The sequence below is a fragment of the Nitrospirillum amazonense genome, from assembly GCF_007828045.1.
Classification (GTDB): Bacteria; Pseudomonadota; Alphaproteobacteria; order Azospirillales; family Azospirillaceae; genus Nitrospirillum; species Nitrospirillum amazonense_C.
The window spans coordinates 74,401-90,770 of record NZ_VITN01000010.1 but is presented as its reverse complement, the minus strand read 5'-3'; the positions used below and the strand labels follow the sequence as shown (position 1 = coordinate 90,770).

At 64.8% G+C, this 16,370-nt stretch carries 12 protein-coding genes; 5 read left to right on the top strand and 7 right to left on the bottom strand.

Going from position 1 to position 16,370, the window contains the following annotated elements:
- Positions 1–122 precede the first annotated feature (122 nt).
- The 7 genes from FBZ89_RS16740 to FBZ89_RS16710 all read right to left on the bottom strand — a co-directional run bounded on the left by FBZ89_RS16740 (position 123) and on the right by FBZ89_RS16710 (position 7,766).
- The gene (locus tag FBZ89_RS16740; protein ID WP_186455008.1) at positions 123–2,513 is read right to left on the bottom strand and encodes a TonB-dependent receptor; all 2,391 of its coding nucleotides are present in this window, start codon (positions 2,511–2,513) and stop codon (positions 123–125) included.
- A 523-nt stretch (positions 2,514–3,036) separates the two neighbouring features.
- Positions 3,037–3,330 carry a hypothetical protein gene (locus FBZ89_RS16735; protein ID WP_145613638.1) on the bottom strand — a complete coding sequence of 98 codons (294 nt, stop codon included), beginning with the start codon at positions 3,328–3,330 and terminating at the stop codon, positions 3,037–3,039.
- A gap of 109 nt (positions 3,331–3,439) precedes the next feature.
- Positions 3,440–4,384: an alpha/beta hydrolase gene (locus tag FBZ89_RS16730; RefSeq protein ID WP_186455009.1), complete on the bottom strand. Its 945-nt coding sequence runs from the start codon at positions 4,382–4,384 to the stop codon at positions 3,440–3,442.
- 58 nt (positions 4,385–4,442) lie between these two features.
- Positions 4,443–5,126 (bottom strand): hypothetical protein, encoded by a 684-nt coding sequence (locus tag FBZ89_RS16725; RefSeq protein WP_145613640.1) that lies wholly within the window; start codon positions 5,124–5,126, stop codon positions 4,443–4,445.
- A gap of 197 nt (positions 5,127–5,323) precedes the next feature.
- Positions 5,324–6,121: an SDR family NAD(P)-dependent oxidoreductase gene (locus FBZ89_RS16720; protein WP_145613641.1), complete on the bottom strand. Its 798-nt coding sequence runs from the start codon at positions 6,119–6,121 to the stop codon at positions 5,324–5,326.
- A gap of 21 nt (positions 6,122–6,142) precedes the next feature.
- The gene (locus FBZ89_RS16715) at positions 6,143–6,985 is read right to left on the bottom strand and encodes an SDR family NAD(P)-dependent oxidoreductase (RefSeq protein WP_145613642.1); all 843 of its coding nucleotides are present in this window, start codon (positions 6,983–6,985) and stop codon (positions 6,143–6,145) included.
- A 16-nt stretch (positions 6,986–7,001) separates the two neighbouring features.
- On the bottom strand, positions 7,002–7,766 hold the full coding sequence (locus tag FBZ89_RS16710) for an SDR family oxidoreductase (RefSeq protein WP_145613643.1): 765 nt from the start codon (positions 7,764–7,766) through the stop codon (positions 7,002–7,004).
- A gap of 412 nt (positions 7,767–8,178) precedes the next feature.
- Here FBZ89_RS16710 and FBZ89_RS16705 point away from each other — a divergent pair, with 412 nt between their 5' ends.
- From FBZ89_RS16705 to FBZ89_RS16685, 5 genes are all read left to right on the top strand, one after another.
- On the top strand, positions 8,179–10,689 hold the full coding sequence (locus tag FBZ89_RS16705; RefSeq protein WP_186457402.1) for a TonB-dependent receptor: 2,511 nt from the start codon (positions 8,179–8,181) through the stop codon (positions 10,687–10,689).
- 32 nt (positions 10,690–10,721) lie between these two features.
- Positions 10,722–11,576 (top strand): SDR family NAD(P)-dependent oxidoreductase, encoded by an 855-nt coding sequence (locus FBZ89_RS16700; protein WP_145613645.1) that lies wholly within the window; start codon positions 10,722–10,724, stop codon positions 11,574–11,576.
- Positions 11,577–11,630: 54 nt separating this feature from the next.
- On the top strand, positions 11,631–13,562 hold the full coding sequence (locus FBZ89_RS16695; protein WP_145613646.1) for a flavin-containing monooxygenase: 1,932 nt from the start codon (positions 11,631–11,633) through the stop codon (positions 13,560–13,562).
- 63 nt (positions 13,563–13,625) lie between these two features.
- Positions 13,626–14,912: a CaiB/BaiF CoA transferase family protein gene (locus tag FBZ89_RS16690; protein ID WP_211107231.1), complete on the top strand. Its 1,287-nt coding sequence runs from the start codon at positions 13,626–13,628 to the stop codon at positions 14,910–14,912.
- A gap of 4 nt (positions 14,913–14,916) precedes the next feature.
- On the top strand, positions 14,917–16,350 hold the full coding sequence (locus FBZ89_RS16685) for an aldehyde dehydrogenase family protein (RefSeq protein ID WP_145751038.1): 1,434 nt from the start codon (positions 14,917–14,919) through the stop codon (positions 16,348–16,350).
- Positions 16,351–16,370: the final 20 nt, after the last annotated feature.

Here is a 16,370-nt window from a genome sequence, read left to right as displayed (position 1 = left end):
TTGAAGCAGCCGGCCGAACGGTCGCAACATTCGGATTATGTGGTGAGGACCGAGCCGAAGATCGCCCCCACCAGATTTAGATACACGGTCAGCCAGGAGTCAGGGCCGGAAAATCAGTTCCCTCAAAACTCATAGGACAGCGTCATCCCCAGTTCCCGCGGCCGGGTCGTGCTGACCAGACGGTAGCCGGAGTTGAAGGCGGGACCGGCGGTCTCTGCAAAATAGGGCGGCGTGGCGAGATAAGTGCCCACGACTGACGGATAGCTGGCGTTGGCGCTGTTGATGGCGGTGATCTCCCGCGTGTCAAACAGGTTCTTGGCGAACAGGGTCAGGCTCCACCGGTCGTCCTTGCCGCGGACACCGACATAGAGATTCATCTGGGTGATATCGTTGAACTGGTAATGGTCGACCGACGAATAGAACCCCGGTTGATAGGTCACCAACGCCCGGATGAAGGGCTGCACCGCCCCCACGTCGAAATCATATTCGGTGTTGGCCGACAGGTGAAACTTGGAGGTCTGGGCGATCCGGCCGTTGTAGGGGCAATAGGACACGCCCACCGTCGGGGTATTCAGGATGGGCGTGCCGTTGGCGTCGAAGATGTTGCACGGCATCTGGCCGTTCTCATAGTGCGCATCGACATAGCTGACGTTGGCACCAGCGGTCCAGTTGTCGAGAATCTGGCCACGGAGCTGGGCCTCGATACCGGTCGAGCTGACGTTCCCGTTCCAGTTCAGTTGCAGGGTGGAGTCCACGATCCCCGGCCCGTAGAGACCGTCGGACGCATTGATGGTATCAGTCGTGCGACCGATGTAGTTGGTGAAGTCCTGGTGGAAGACGTCGACATTGGCCGACAGCCGGTTGCCCAGGAAACTGCCCTTCAGGCCCAATTCGTAGGAATTGGAGGACTCGTTCTTCGCGACGATCAACGCGCTATTCAGCTGCGCCGTTACACCGACCGAGGCCGGGCCGACACGGTAGGAACGCCCATAGCTGATGTAGGTGGAAATGTCATCGGTCAGCTTATAGGTCAGGTTGGCGCCGCCGGTCACATAGTCCTGCGACCGGTAGGCCGCGCTGTTGGGCAGCGTCCCAAAGTTGTCGTAGACCGTGGTCCCGGCCGAACTGACGGTCAGGAAGCTCTGTTGCTGGCTGCGGGAATGAGTGTAGCGGGCACCCACCTGCAACCCCAGTTGGTCGGTGAACTGGAAGCTGTTGCTGGCATAGAGCGAGGACACATACGTGGTCCCCGGAACGGTGATCCTGACATTCACCGGAATGACATTGTAGAAGGGATAGAATGAACCCGGCTGCGGTGGGGAAGGATACAGCCCGGTCAGGAACTGGTCATTGGGCTGGGTTGTGGTCGTCGGCGTACCTTCTGAATAGTAGGAGACACCTACCAAGTAGTTCCAAAAATTCTGGCCATTGGACTGCAAGCGCAATTCGGCGGACCGGATGTAATAGCTAATGTGATTTTTCTGAAGCTGCTGGTAACCAGGTAGGCTATTCCCCACATCAAGATCGACCAGCTGGTTCAGGACAGCCTGTTGATCACCGGCGTTCAGCACCAGGGTGGCCGGCCCCAGATCCCAGGAGCCTTCAAAGGTGATCAAGTTGGTTTCGCTGACGAATTGCGGGATGCCGTCGGCCACCGCGATGTAGTCGTCGGCACCGGCGACCGGACCGTTGGCGGCCAGCTTCACCGTGGGCGGAAAACCCGGCCCCGACGCCAGAATGGAATTGCCGTTGCCGGCCACCTGCTGGAACTGAACATTCCGGCTTTTCATGTACTGGTCGGTCACGACGAACTGCAGGTCGGGCGTCGGATCATATTCCACCGTGGCACGCACGCTGCCCGTGCGGCCGTGCGAGCGCTCGCCATTGTTGACGTTCCGAACGTCATTGATCCGGTTGCCGTCGAGGACACCGGCGACACGAACGGCCAGCACATTGTCGACGATGGGGGCGTTGATCGCGCCCTGCACGTTCCGCCCGCCCCGGTCCGACACCGTCATCTGGGCATAGCCCCCAACCTTGTCCATGTCAGGCTTGCGGGTGGTGATGGTGATGGCGCCCGCCGGGGCCGTCCGTCCACGCAGCAGACCCTGGGGCCCGCGCAGGACCTCGACCTGGCTGACGTCATAGAGCGAGGTGAAGGCCGTCTGCGCGTCGATGTTGATCTCGTTGAAATAGACATCGACCGCCGGCGCCGATCCCGTATCGGGATCGAAGGGAATGCCACGCAATGTGGCGGCCTGGTTGCGTCCGGTGGTGTTCGCGATCTCAAGCCCCGGCGTCAGCTGCTGGACATCCTGCACCGCTAGGATGTTGTACTTCGCCATGTCCGCCGAGGACACGGCATCGACCGCCATCGGCACATCCTTCAGCGCCTGGGAATGGCGGGTCGCGGTGACGATGATTTCCTCAAGCTCCGTCGCTCCCTGGCTATCCGACGCGCCGGATGCGGCGACAGGCTGGGCCCGTGCGGTGGTGGCCAAACACAAGGACAAGGCGGCGACCCCCGCCAGTGTTGCACCAGCGAAACTGCCACCAAGCGTGGACGCACCTCGGGCGTATGAACGCAAAGACATGTCTTCCCTCCCCGTATGCCGCAGGCTTGTTTCCGCCTCGGCTCTTTGACTTTTGACTAATTCGGCGAGCCCAATCGCCGGAGACGCAGTTTCCCGTCGCGCCAATCACCCTTCCGGCAATTGCGATGTCTGCACTATCATCTTTTGCGCAAATAACGGCTTCATAGTACATGATACGCACTATTGCGCAACATCTCTATGTAGTGGCGCCGCATTTTGGCGGTCATTGTGGCCAAGAACCCCACTTTGCGTAGCCGCGATGGCCGGCGGCCCTCAGAGCACGGCGACGCATCCGCGCCATATCCGCGGACAAACTCGCGGGCATGGCGCGGCACACGGCGAAGGCACGCGCGTGAATGGGGTCAAAGGGGCTCTTGCAAGGCACCCGGCCTTCAATTGGCCAAGCCACCGGGTTCCGGCAGGGTGCGATAAACAGATCGCTTCAGCACCCGATAAACGAGCCGTTGGCCTTGCAATGATATCCACGGGCAATCTGCGCCTGGGCGGCCACCAGGGGATCGGTCACCAGGCGTGACAACAGGGCCGGCTTGAGGGAGTGAAGCAACAACACGGCCACCAGCACCAGGAGGCCGGCGGCCACCGACACACCAATGTGATGCAGGCGGAAGCCACTGTCCCGCCCCCCATTGTCCCACCCCCGGGCCCCATGGGCGCTTCGCCCGGACCTGAAGACCATGCTGGAAAAGTGCTTACCGCTCGCCTTGGATAGAGCCATGTCCGCCTCCCCGGGGTTCGGCGGCTTGCGCGGATTCCGCGTCAGGACCACCGTTGTTGTATCGGTCTCTCAGGCAACGCACGCACAGGCAGAGAACCCAGCCGGCCGGCTACCCGGCCTTCGCGCTGAATTGCTGGCGTAGCCAGCCGCCTACATCATCCACGGCCGTCTGCGCCGCGTCGATCACGCCAAGCCAGGAAACAAAGCCGTGCACCATGCCGACATAACGCCGGGTGGTGACGGGAACGCCCGCAGCCACAAGAAGCAGGCCATAGCCTTCCGCATCATCACGGGTCGGGTCGAATTCAGCCGTGGCGATGAAGGCCGGCGCGGCGCCAACATGGGATTCGGCGCGATTGGGCGACGCCAGCGGATTATCCCGCTGCGCCTCCACCTGTGACAGGTATTGATGCCAATAGAAGAACGTGTCCTCGGTGCTGATGAAGGGGGCCACGGGATAGTCGCGCCAAGACGCCGTCTCACCGCGGGGATAGCCGCCCGATCCATAGATCAGCACCTGCCCATCCAGTTGGGGGCCGCCTTCATCGCGGGCCCGCAGGGCCACCGACGCCGCCAGCACCGCACCGGCGCTGTCCCCAGCCACGGCCAAGCGGCCGGGAATGCCGCCGATCTCCTCGGCATGGTCGGCGGCCCAGCAGGTGGCCGCCCAGCAGTCATCAGGCCCCGCCGGGAATGGATGCTCGGGCGCCAGGCGGTAGTCCACCGAAACCACCAAGCATCCCGCCGCATGACACAGGCCCCGGCAGATCATGTCCTGCGTATCCAGGTCCCCCATGACGAAGCCGCCGCCATGGAAATAGACCAATACCGGTGCCGGAGTTCCACTTGCCGGGGTGTAGAGCCGCAGGCGCAGGTCGCCCGCCGGGCCGGCGATGACGCGATCCTCGATCTTGGCGATGGGCACCGCCAACGGCGGAAAGGCCAGCGACGCGTCCCGCACCGCCTTGCGTAAATCGGCCAGGGGAATGCTGTCCACCTTGGGGAAATGGGCAGCGGCATCGACGAAGGGTTTCAGTTGCGGCGAAATATTCATGGTTTGCTCCAGAGACAGCGAGATCGGCGCGGCTTCCCCGCCAACGGGAAGCGACAAGTCAGATTTCGGTCTTGGTGAACATGTTCTCGGGGTAGCCGGGGAAGACGTAATCGAGTTCCAGAACCAGCTTCTCACCCAACGGCCCGGCGGCGAAAATGTCGGTCTCGATGAAAGCCTGGACCGCGTGCCGACCATAGGTGTAGCGCGGCGTATCCCCGAAGACGGGGGAGGTATCCAGCCGCTCGTCCACCGCCGCCGTACCCCGGCGCGATCGGTTGGCCAGCAGGTTCAGCCGCCCCTTGAAGGCAGGATCGTTCGCCGCCAACTCGCGCGCCGCCAGCATCGTCCGCTCCACCCAGTCCAAGGACCGGGCCACGATGCCGACGTGGAAGCCATATTCGGGATCGCTGGCCTGCGCCGCGCGGAAGCCCGCCACGGCGGGATGCTCATCGACTTCACCTACGCGCAAGGCCGCGTGCACCGCCGCCATCAAGGCGCGATCCGGCGCCGGCAGCGCGGAGAGATAGACGATCCCCTGGCCCGCCGCCGCTTCAGCGCCGTCCAACGCCAGCTGATAGAAGCGTGTTCCATCGGGCATGGGAAAATCCTGCACGACCTGAAAACCCACCAGCATCAGCAGACGCGCGGCCAGCGGCCCCTCCTCCGGCACGCGATAATGTAAGGCGATATGTCCCAGATGGCGCTCGGCGCCGCCCTTCGGTTCCTGGCCCGCGTTCGACACGAGGCTTCCTCCCTGGTTTCATTATTTCAAGGGCTTAGGCGCGATATCGGCTCAAGCACCGTCAGGGGTGACGCCCTCCCAGCGGCGTCGGAAGTCTTACTTCTTCTACCACCAGCGTAGCGGGCATGACGGGGTCGCGCAATACTAAGCGTGCACTTACTTACAATTTATCCAAGCCAATAGCCCAGCGTGATCGGTCAGGTGAAGGACTGCGCGATGGAAGACGGAGCCCCTTGCAGGAACACATGGTAATGGCCGGCCGACCAGCCGCCATCCACCGCCAATTCGGCCCCGCAGATGTAGGAGGCATCGTCGGAACAGAGGAACAGGCTGGCGGCCGCGACTTCCTGGGTTTCCCCCATGCGCTGCAAGGGAACGACCTCATAGCCCCGGTTCTTGGCTTGTCCCGAAAGGCCCATGGGATTGCCCATGGTGGTGTCGATGCCCCCGGGATGGACGGAATTGACGCGGACACCATGGTGGCCGAGTTCCAGGGCCGCCGCCCGCGTCAGCCCACGGAGAGCCCACTTGCTGGCGACATAGGCGGCCACACCATTGCTGCCACGCAGCCCGTCAATGGACGAGATGTTGACCACAGCCCCCCGGCCGGCAGCCTTCATCACGCCACCGACATGCTTCAGGCCCAGGAACGCGCCCTTCACGTTCACCTGGTAGACCCGGTCGAAGTCTTCTTCGGCAAGGTGTTCGATGTCCGCGAAGTGCAGGACGCCGGCGTTGTTCACCAGGGCGTCTATGCGCCCCCAGCGCTGCGTGACATCGGCCACCAACGCTTCCCATGCCGCCCCCTTCCGGACATCCAGCGGGAAATATTGCCCCCGCGGCCCCAATTCCATGGCAAGGGCGCGTCCCTCGTCATCCGCCATGTCGGCCACGACAACGTATGCGCCCTCGGCCGCGAACAGGCGGCAAGTGGCCGCCCCCATGCCCTTGGCACCACCGGTGACAATGGCGACACGGTCCTTCAGTCGATCCACCTTTTCCTCCCTATCTCGCAGTCATTGCGCCTGGTCACGGGCCAGATCGGCCAGGGGATGGGGCGCGTTGGCGTCCCAGGCGTGACGCGGCCCCACGCTCAACCCGCCGTCGACGACAAAGCTGACGCCGGTAACGAAACTCGCCTCCTCACTGGCCAAGTATAAGGCCGCGCAGGCGATGTCTTCCGGCTGCCCGGCCCGGGGAATGGGCTGGGCATGCGCGCACACCTCCGCCACACGGGCAGCGAACTGGTCCGCAGCCGGCCGGTCCATACCCAATGAAGCGCCAAAGATGGACGTGGCGATCATGCCGGGGCACACGGCGTTGACCCGTATACGCTGAGGGGACAATTCAGCTGCCACCGTGCGCGTCAGGTGCAGCAGGCCGGCCTTGGCCGTGGAATAAGCGATCGGTCCCCATCCCGCCTGCATGCCCGCCACGGACGCGACATTGACGATGGCGCCACCGCCGCGCGCTGCCAGCAACGGGGCGGCGTACTTCATGCCCAAGGCGGGTCCCCGCAGCAGGACTTGGAAGATCCAGTCCCACTGCTCGGCCTCGATCGCGGTGATGGAAGGCATCATGTCGCAAATGCCGGCATTGTTGACCAGGATGTCCAGCCCGCCGAACGACGTTGACGCCAGGGCGACGGCGGCGGCGATTTCCGCCTCCTGCGTGACATCGCACCGAATGTGGCGCACCCGCCCGTCATGGACCTGCTCCAGCACCCGTCCCTTGTCATCCTGGATGTCGGCGACGACAATGCGCGCGCCTTCGGCCACGAACAGCCGGACCATCGCCAAGCCGATGCCGGAAGCGCCGCCGGTGATCAAGGCGACCTTCCCATTTAGACGACCGGACATTCCCGCTTCCCCGTGCTCAGAACCGGTCCGGTCGCATCAGCGCATCCGTCCCACCGTCGTTGAAGATGATCTGGCCCAGGAGGTAGTGCCCCTCGAAACCCAGCAGGTAGATGATCAACTCCGCGATCTCATCCGGCCTGGCAAAACCGGGGACCGCCATGGGGTTGGTCTGGTCGATCACCGCCCGCATCTGTGCATCCGCCAGCAACTGCGCGGTCATGGGTGTCTCCACCACACCCGGCGCCACACCATTCAGAAGGATGCCAGCGCCCGCCCATTCCGGATGCACAGCGGTGCGGCGCAGCCATAGCGCCAACGCCTTTTTCGACGCCGGATAAGCCACTTCCGGACTGTCGGAAAGGACAGCCAGCGCGGCAGCCTCATCCCCTGTCAGGCAAGTGGCGGCCACCGCATCTCCCACTGGCAGCAAGGCCGCCGTCGAGCAGGTGGCGACGGCGCGACCTCGTGAGGACAACGCCAGCAGCGGGCGCAGCCCCTCCAGCGTGGCGACGGCACCGAAATAGTTGACGGCCAACGTCTCCTCCGGCCGGTCCGGCCGCGAGATCCCGGCGTTGGCGACGACACCATCCAGCCCCTCAGGCGCCAGGGCATGGGCCCGCTCCACCAGCCACCGCCGGCCATCCGCCGTGGCCAAATCCGCTTCGATCTCGGCATCACGGATATCGGCACCGATCACGCGGTCGCCTGCGGCCTCCAATCGGCGGCGCACGGCCAAGCCAATACCCGACGCCGATCCCGTTACCAGCACGGTTCGAGCCATCTTCCCTCCCCTGTTCCTTATTACGTCACTTTATCCCAGAGCCCGCGTATGCGACCCGAGAGCGACATATATCTACGCAAATAACGTTTTTAATCGTCGATATACCAGCACTATGCGCTTTCATGAATGCAACCGTCAACGCATATTGACTTTGTAAGTGAACACTCACATCCTAGGCACGTAGCGCCATCGCAGAATGAGCAGCTGAGGGAGGATTGCGCGCGACGGGAGCGCAAGAGCGGATGTCGGCCCCATCGCCTGAACGCGGCGAAGTTGGAGGCGCCGACCGCCATTCCAGATCGAACACATCCAGCGATGACGGTGGGCGCCCCGGAAAGGCGCGCAAATAAACAAAACCATGCAGGGAGGAAACAGCGTGCGGAGAGGAAACCCTTGGCTGTTGGGAATGTTGTTGTCCGGTACGGCTTTATCCTTGGTTGCCGGCGTCGCGGCCGCTCAAACGACGGCACCATCCGCCGTCCCGCCCTCGACGGCAGCCCCCGCCAACACGACAGATGCGAACACGCTCAATGACATCATTGTCACGGCCAACCGCCGTGCGGAGCGCATTCAGGACGTTCCGACCGCCATCACCGCAGTCAGCACCGACACCCTGCACGAACAGAACATCAGCACGCCCCAGGATCTGCCCGGCAAGATCCCGTCATTGATGGTGACGTCCAACGGCACCACCCGAAACGCCGAAACCGTCGTGATCCGCGGTCAGGGGCAAAGCTATCTCGCCCCTGTCGGCGTCGTGAACTATTTCGCCGAGGTGCCGCTGATCCAGGGCGCGATCATTTCGAATCAGGGCGGACCGGGCACGTTCTTCGATCTGGAGTCCTTGCAGGTGCTGCGCGGGCCGCAGGGCACGCTGTTCGGCAAGAACACCACAGGCGGCGCCTTGCTGCTGGGGCCGGCCAAGCCCACCGATAAATTCGAGGGCTATTTCCAGGCCCAGGTCGGTAACTACAACGACCGGGAATACGAAGGGGTCATCAACGTCCCCGTCGACGACAAGCTGGCTGTCCGCCTGTCGTTCCGCAAGGTGGACCGCGACGGCTATACCAAGGATGTCGGCCCGCAGGCCTTCGGTTACGGCTACGTGCTGACGCCCAACGGCCCGTCCAACGGCTTCGCCGGCAAGGACTACGACGACCGCCACTACGACACAGTCCGTCTGGGTGTTAACTGGACACCGACGGAGCGGGTTGAGAACTATCTGGTCGCCTACTACACGCAAAGCCACGACAACGGAACCGGCCTGTCCATCAGCGATGCCAACACCGGCGCCAACCTGTCGAACCTAGCCGGCAACCTGTTCTATCGCCAGCCGACGGACCCGCTGTACGGCAGCAACGACCCCACGATCGCCCAAGGCATTCTGGCCCGCCAGCGGGCCCTGGGCCCCCGCGAGACGGCGCTGAACACCAACGAGTTCGATGATCTGAAGGTCTGGAGCCTGACCGACATCCTGAAGGTCGACCTGACGGACACGCTGCTGTTCCGCAATATCTTCGGCTATCAGCGGATGAAGCAGGGCTACGCCTGGGACCTCGATGGTTCCATTCTGCCGCTGACCGCGCAAAACCCCACCCTGGTGGTGGCCGGGACACCCGGCAGCTTCGGCCAAGTGGGCCAGGGCACCAACATCACCAACCTGAGCCAGCTCAGCGTCGAGCCGCAGATCCAGGGCAAATTCCTGGCCGACAAACTGAACACCGTGGTTGGCCTGTTCTATTCCGATGTCCAGCCGGAAGGCCTGCAGGCGCTGGGCAGCTTCAACTTCGGCGAACCGGGCATGGTGCTCTATTCGGTCAAGACCCAGAGCAAGGCTGTCTACGCCCAGTCCGATCTTGATCTCGGCGCCTATGTCGGCGCACTGGACGGCCTGAAGCTGACCGCCGGTGTCCGCGAGACCTGGGACAGCTATGACGGCCGGCGCTACGCCAGCAGCTACTTCAATATCCCGGAGGCGCAAGCCAGCAAGACCGCCGCGGCCACCACCTGGACCGTCGGGTTGGACTACCGCCTGGCCGCGAACACCATCGTCTATGGCAAGGTCACCCGCGGCTATAAGGCCGGCGGCTTCAACATGGTCGGGGTGCAGCAGGATGGCCTGACCTACGCGCCCGAGCACGTCACCAATTACGAGGTCGGAACCAAGACCGACTTCAGCGTCGCCAACATTCCCGTCCGGCTGAACGCCACCCTCTACGACATGGAAGACGACGGGATACAGCGCAACAGCGCCGACAACGCCTTCAACGGCTTCCAGAACGCGTCCGGCCTGGACCAGGGGGCCCGCATCTTCAATGCCGGCGCATCCACCGTCCGTGGCGTGGAACTGGAGCTTTCAGTACGACCCGCCAAGGGCCTGGAGCTGAGCGGCTCCTACGCCTACATGGACGCCCACTACAACAACTTCCACATCGACATCCCGCCCGATCCGCTGGTCACGATGAAGGATACCTGCAGCGGCCCGCTGGCCGTGCCTTCCCCCTATCTGCCGGGCGCCAGGGCGGTCAGCGCCAATCTCAGCTGCATCCCCTTCCCCTTCGCCCCCAGGCACCAGTTCAACCTCAACGCCCGCTACCAGTACGACCTGGGGCGCTCCCTGGGCTCCCTGGTGGGAACGGCCAACTTCTCCTGGGTGGACCAGCAGTTCGCCTCATCCATTTCAACGCCGGCAGGAGAGCCGGGCGCCACGCTAGCCCCGTATGGACTGCTGAACCTCAGCCTGGAGTGGCAGGACCTGCTGAACCGGCCGCTGGACCTGCGTCTGTTCGTCACCAACGCCACGGACAAGGTCTACCGCATCAGCAACAGCAACCTGACCGACACCGCGTTCGGCAGCTCCGCGTCCATTTACGGCGAGCCGCGCATGTACGGCTTGTCGCTGCGCTACCGCTTCGGCGACTGAGCCCACGCCGGTGATCCTCAAGGGGAATTCAGATGAGCATCGAACAGGAAGTATTCGGCAGCGGCGTCGCCGTCGTCACCGGGGCGGGGGCCGGCATCGGCTCCGGCATCGCCCGGCGGCTGGGGCAACTGGGCATGCACGTGGTGGTGACCGATATCGCCGGTGACCGCGCTGAAGCGGTGGCCGCCGCCATCTGCGCCCAGGGGGGCCGGGCGGAAGCGCAAACGTTGGACGTGTCGCGACCGGCGGAACTGGACCGCCTGGCGGCGGACCTGTTCAGCCGCCATGGCGCCGTCAAGCTGCTGGTCAACAACGCCGGTATCGAGACCATCGGCTTCAGCTGGGAAATCCCGGCCGAACGGTGGGAAACGACGCTGAACGTCAACATCCACGGCGCCGTCCACGGGGTCCGCGCCTTCGTGCCCCACATGCTTAAGGCCGGCCAGCCGGCGTGGATCGCCAACCTGGCCTCGGTCGGCTCCTTCGGGGTCATGCCCACGCAGACCGCCTACATCATGAGCAAGCACGCGGTGCAGTCTTTCAGCGAATGCCTGTTCCTGGAACTGCAGATGGCCAAGGCGCCGATCCGGGTCAGTTCGGTCATTCCCGGCATGCTGAAGACTTCGATCTTCGATGAGGCGGGCGGCAAGGGCGAACCGCCGGCCGCCAGCCACCACCGCAAGGTCATGCGCGAGCTGATGTCCACCTACGGCATGGACCTGGACGAGGGCTGCCAGCGCATCGTGGCGCAGATCGCCGAGGGCCGGTTCTGGGTCTCGACCCAGCCGGAAATGACGGCCGGCATGATCGCGGGGCGCGTCGACTTCCTGACCCGGCAGACCGACCCCACCCTCAGCGACCAGGCCAGGCACCTCCTGGAAAGCTGACCCGGCAGCCTCCCGCCTGCCCTCACGACCCTCAGCCCCAAGGAAGACTGTCCCATGGCACCCCACTCCCCGGTCCCCTTTTCAGACGCGCGCAGCCTGCCCATCCGGGACCATGACGGACTGCGCCAAGCCTTGACCGACGCCAACCTGCCCACCCTGCTCATGGTCTACATGCACTACACGGAGGATGAGGGGATGCTGGAGCGGTTCGCCCCGCATATCCACTCCCCCTACGCCTATAATCCCGCACCCATCCCGGCGGAATTGGAGCAGGAACTGCGCGATCGTCTCTTCGGTCTGCTGACCCAATCGCCGCCGCCCGTCGAACGGCCGCTGTCGCACGACCTGATGCGCCGGATGATGAGCGTCGGCGTGGCTGAGACCGTGGATGAGGAATGCGTGCCCATGCTGCTGGAGCAGATGGGGTTCGAAACGCCGGTTCCGCGCTCCAGCGTGCCGGGGCGCGCGGCGCCGGCCGGCTTCAAGGTGCTGGTCATCGGCTGCGGCATGACCGGCATCGTCGCCGGCATCAAGCTGGCGGAGGCCGGCTACGACCATGTCATCATCGAGAAGAATCCCGAGGTCGGCGGTACCTGGTACGAGAACCGCTATCCCGGCGTGGGGGTCGACACGCCCAGCCACTTCTACTCCTTCTCCTTCGAGATCAATCCCGAGTGGAACCACTACCACCCCAAGGGCCACGATATGCAGGATTACCTGCTGCGGGTGGCGGACAAGTACGGTATCCGGGATCGGACCATCTTCAACACCCAGGTCCTCTCCTGCGTCTATGACGCCGACCTGGGCCTGTGGCACGTCACCGTGCGGTCGAACGATGGTCGGGAATGGGTCATCGACGCGAACGCCGTCATCAACGCCCATGGCCCTTTGAACCGCTGGCAGTTGCCGGACATGCCGGGGCTGAAGGACTTCAAGGGTCCGGCCATGCACACGGCCGCCTGGGATACCCGTGTCGACTTGGCCGGCAAGGACGTGGTCATGATCGGAACCGGGGCCAGCGGCGTGCAGCTGGCGCCTGCCATCGCACCGTCGGTAAAGCATCTGACCATCCTGCAGCGCTCGCGCCACTGGGTCATCCGCAATCCGGAAATCGGCCGCCAGGTCACGGAAGGCGTCAAATTCGCCCTGCGCCATATCCCGCATTACAAGGAATGGTTCCGTTATCGCGTCTACTGGTTCGCCGGCGATGGGTTGTTCGTGAACGTCGTGAAGGACCCCAACTGGACGGGCTCGGATTTGTCGGTCTCGGCCCATAACGAGGGCATGCGCCAGTTCGCGTTGTCCCAGCTGCAGGCGGCAACAGCGGACCGGCCGGACCTGTTCGAGAAGCTGCTTCCCGACCACCCGATCTTCTCTAAGCGCATCCTGCTGGACGATGGCTGGTTCGATACCCTGAAGCGGGACAACGTGACCCTGGAGAACCGGGCGGTCGATCATATCGAGGCCGACGCCGTGGTGCTGAAGGACGGGACCCGCCTGCACGCGGACGTGCTGGCGCTGGCCACCGGGTTCAACGTCGCCAAGATGCTGGGCTCCCTTACCGTCATCGGACGCGAGGGTGCCGACCTGGGCCGGATCTGGGGCGAGGACGACCCCCGCTCGCATCTGGGCGTGACCATCCCGGGCTTCCCCAACTTCTTCTACACGGTGGGTCCGAACAGCGCGCCCAATCATGCCGCGGGCCAGAACCTGATCTCCGAAGTCCAGGTCAACTACATCATCGAGTGCCTGGATGCGGTGGTGGCCGCCGGCGCCAAGGCCATCGAGCCAACGAGGATGGCGTTCGACGCCTTCAACGAGCGCATCGACCGGCGCATGCAGGACATGATTTGGACCCACCCCAAGGCCAACAGTTACTACAACAACAGCAAGGGCCGCATCTTCCTGTCCTGGCCGTATCGACTGGTCGACTATTGGACAGCCATGCGCAAGCCGGACCTCAACGACTTCACCCTTCTGCGTTGACCGGTTCCAAAGCGGCGGTCCCAGCCGGACCGCCGCCACCCGCCCCCATGAGAGACGTCTTTCGTGCCCCCTGACGACACTTCCCCCACCCCGGCAGCGCTGGCCGGCATCCGGGTCCTGGACCTCAGCCGCGTGCTGGCGGGGCCCTGGGCGGCCCAGATCCTGGGCGACCTGGGCGCCGACGTCATCAAGATCGAGCAACCCGGCAAGGGAGACGATACCCGAAGCTGGGGCCCTCCCTATCTCCCCAGCCGCGATACCGACGCCGACCCCTTCAGCGCCTATTATCTGGCCTGCAACCGCAACAAGCAGTCGGTGGCCATCGACATCGCCAAGCCTGAGGGAGCGGCGCTGGTGCGCCAGTTGGCCCGCCGCAGCCACATCGTGCTGGAGAACTTCAAGGTGGGAGGCTTGGCCCGCTATGGGTTGGACTACGCCAGCCTGGCGGCCGAAAACCCCGGCCTGATCTACTGCTCCATCACCGGGTTCGGCCAGACCGGCCCCTATGCGGCCCGGGGCGGTTATGACTTCCTGATCCAAGGAATGAGCGGCCTGATGAGCGTCACCGGTCAACCGGATGGCATGCCGGGGGCCGAGCCATTGAAAGTGGGCGTGCCGGTCTCCGACCTGTTCACCGGCCTCTACGCCACGGTGTCCATCCTGGCCGCCTTACGCCATCATGAACGCACGGGCGAGGGCCAGCATATCGACTGCGCGCTGTTGGACACGCAAGTGGCCCTGCTGGCGAACCAGGGCATGAACTGGCTGGTGGGTGGCCAAGTGCCCCGTCGGCTGGGCAACGGTCACCCCAACGTCGTCCCCTATCGCTGCTTCGCCACGCGGGATGGGCACATCATCGTCGCGGTGGGCAACGACGGCCAGTTCCGCGCCCTGTGCCAGGCGTTGGATCGCGCCGACTTGGCGGCCGATCCCCGCTACACGGCGAACCCCGGCCGCCAGCGCCATCGCGAGACGCTGGAGGCGGCGCTGGCGGACAGCATCGCCGGCTGGGAAATGGCGCCCTTGATCGATCACCTGGCCCGCGCAGGCGTTCCGGCCGGCCCCATAAACCGCGTCGACCAGGTCTTCGCCGATCCCCAGATCGCGGCCCGCGGCCTGGTGCATGAACTGGCGGCGCCGGACGGCACCTCCATCCCCGTCGTGGGTTTCCCGGCCAAGCTGTCGCGCACACCGGCCCGCTACACCTTGGCGCCCCCCCGGGTGGGAGCGCAGACGGCCAAGGTTCTGGGGCGAATCCTGGGATTGGACCCGCAAACGGTGGACGGACTGGCCAGCCGGGGCGTGGTCCAGAGCGCCCCCGAAACGCCCGCCTCGCAGACAGAGGATTGATATCATGGAAAAGCTGAACTGGATTGGCGGGCGGCAAGTGGCGGGCATCCGTCTCACGCCCAATTCCAACCCGGCCAACCCCGACGACGTGATCGGACACTACGCCTGCGCCAGCCCGGACCAGGCCGCCGAAGCGATTGCCGCCGCGCGTGCCGCAGCACCGGCCTGGGCGGCCACCAACCCGCAGACGCGGTCGGACATCCTGCGCCGGACGGGTGACCTGCTCCATGCCCGCGCCGAGGAATTGGGTGCCCTGTTGACGCGGGAGGAAGGCAAGACCCTGCGGGAGGGTATCGGCGAGGTGCGGCGCAGTGCCCAGATTTTCCACTACGCGGCGGGCGAGCCGCTGCGCGCCGGTGGTGAGAGCCTGCCCGGCCTGCGCGATGGCATGACAGTGGTCGTAAGCCGGGAACCGGTCGGCGTTGTGGGCCTGATAACGCCCTGGAACTTCCCCATGGCCCTGCCGGCCTGGAAGACGGCCTACGCGCTGGCCTACGGCAATACCGTCGTCCTGAAGCCATCGGACGTCACGCCCGCCTGCGCCTGGGAATTGGCCAGCCTGCTGCACCAGGCCGGGCTGCCGGCCGGCGTCTTCAACCTGGTGATGGGTCCCGGGTCTCGTCTCGGCCCGGCGCTGGTGGATGGCGCGGATGCCATCAGCTTCACCGGCTCGCCAGGGGTGGGGCAGGACATCCTGGCCCGCAGCGTCCCCCGACGCATCAAGGTCCAGTTGGAGCTGGGCGGCAAGAACCCGCTGGTGGTGCTGGACGACGCCGACCTCGAGCTGGCGGCCGGCATCGCCGTGCAGGGGGCCTTCCACTCAACGGGCCAGCGCTGCACAGCCACCAGCCGCATCATCGTCCATCGCCATGTCCACGACGCCTTCGTCGAACGCCTGGTCGCCAGGACCCGGGGCCTGCGGGTGGGCGACCCCATGGCGCCTGAAACCGACATGGGCCCGGTGGTCAACGAGGGCCAGTTGCAGAAGAACCTGGGCTATGTCGCGGAAGCCCGGACCGAGGGGGTTGAACTGGCCTGCGGCGGCAAGCGCCTGGACCGGCCGGGCTGGTTCATGGAACCGGCACTGTTCGTCGGCACCAACAACGCCATGCGCATCAATCGTGACGAGGTTTTCGGGCCCGTGGCCTGCGTCATATCCGCTGACGACCTGGACCACGCGATCGCGATCGCCAACGACAGCGAACACGCCCTGTCCAGCGGCGTGGTCACCCGCTCGCTCTCCGCCGCCGAAGCCTTCCGCCGCCGGTCCCATGCCGGCCTGGTGATGGTGAACGCCCCCACCGCCGGCATCGACTACCACGTGCCGTTCGGCGGCCGCGGCGCCTCGGGTTATGGCGGACGCGAACAGGGCAGCGCCGCCATCGAATTCTTCACCGAGGGCAAGACCACCTACGTCAACCACGGGGTCGTCGACTGAACCGCCCCCGGCCGCCATCC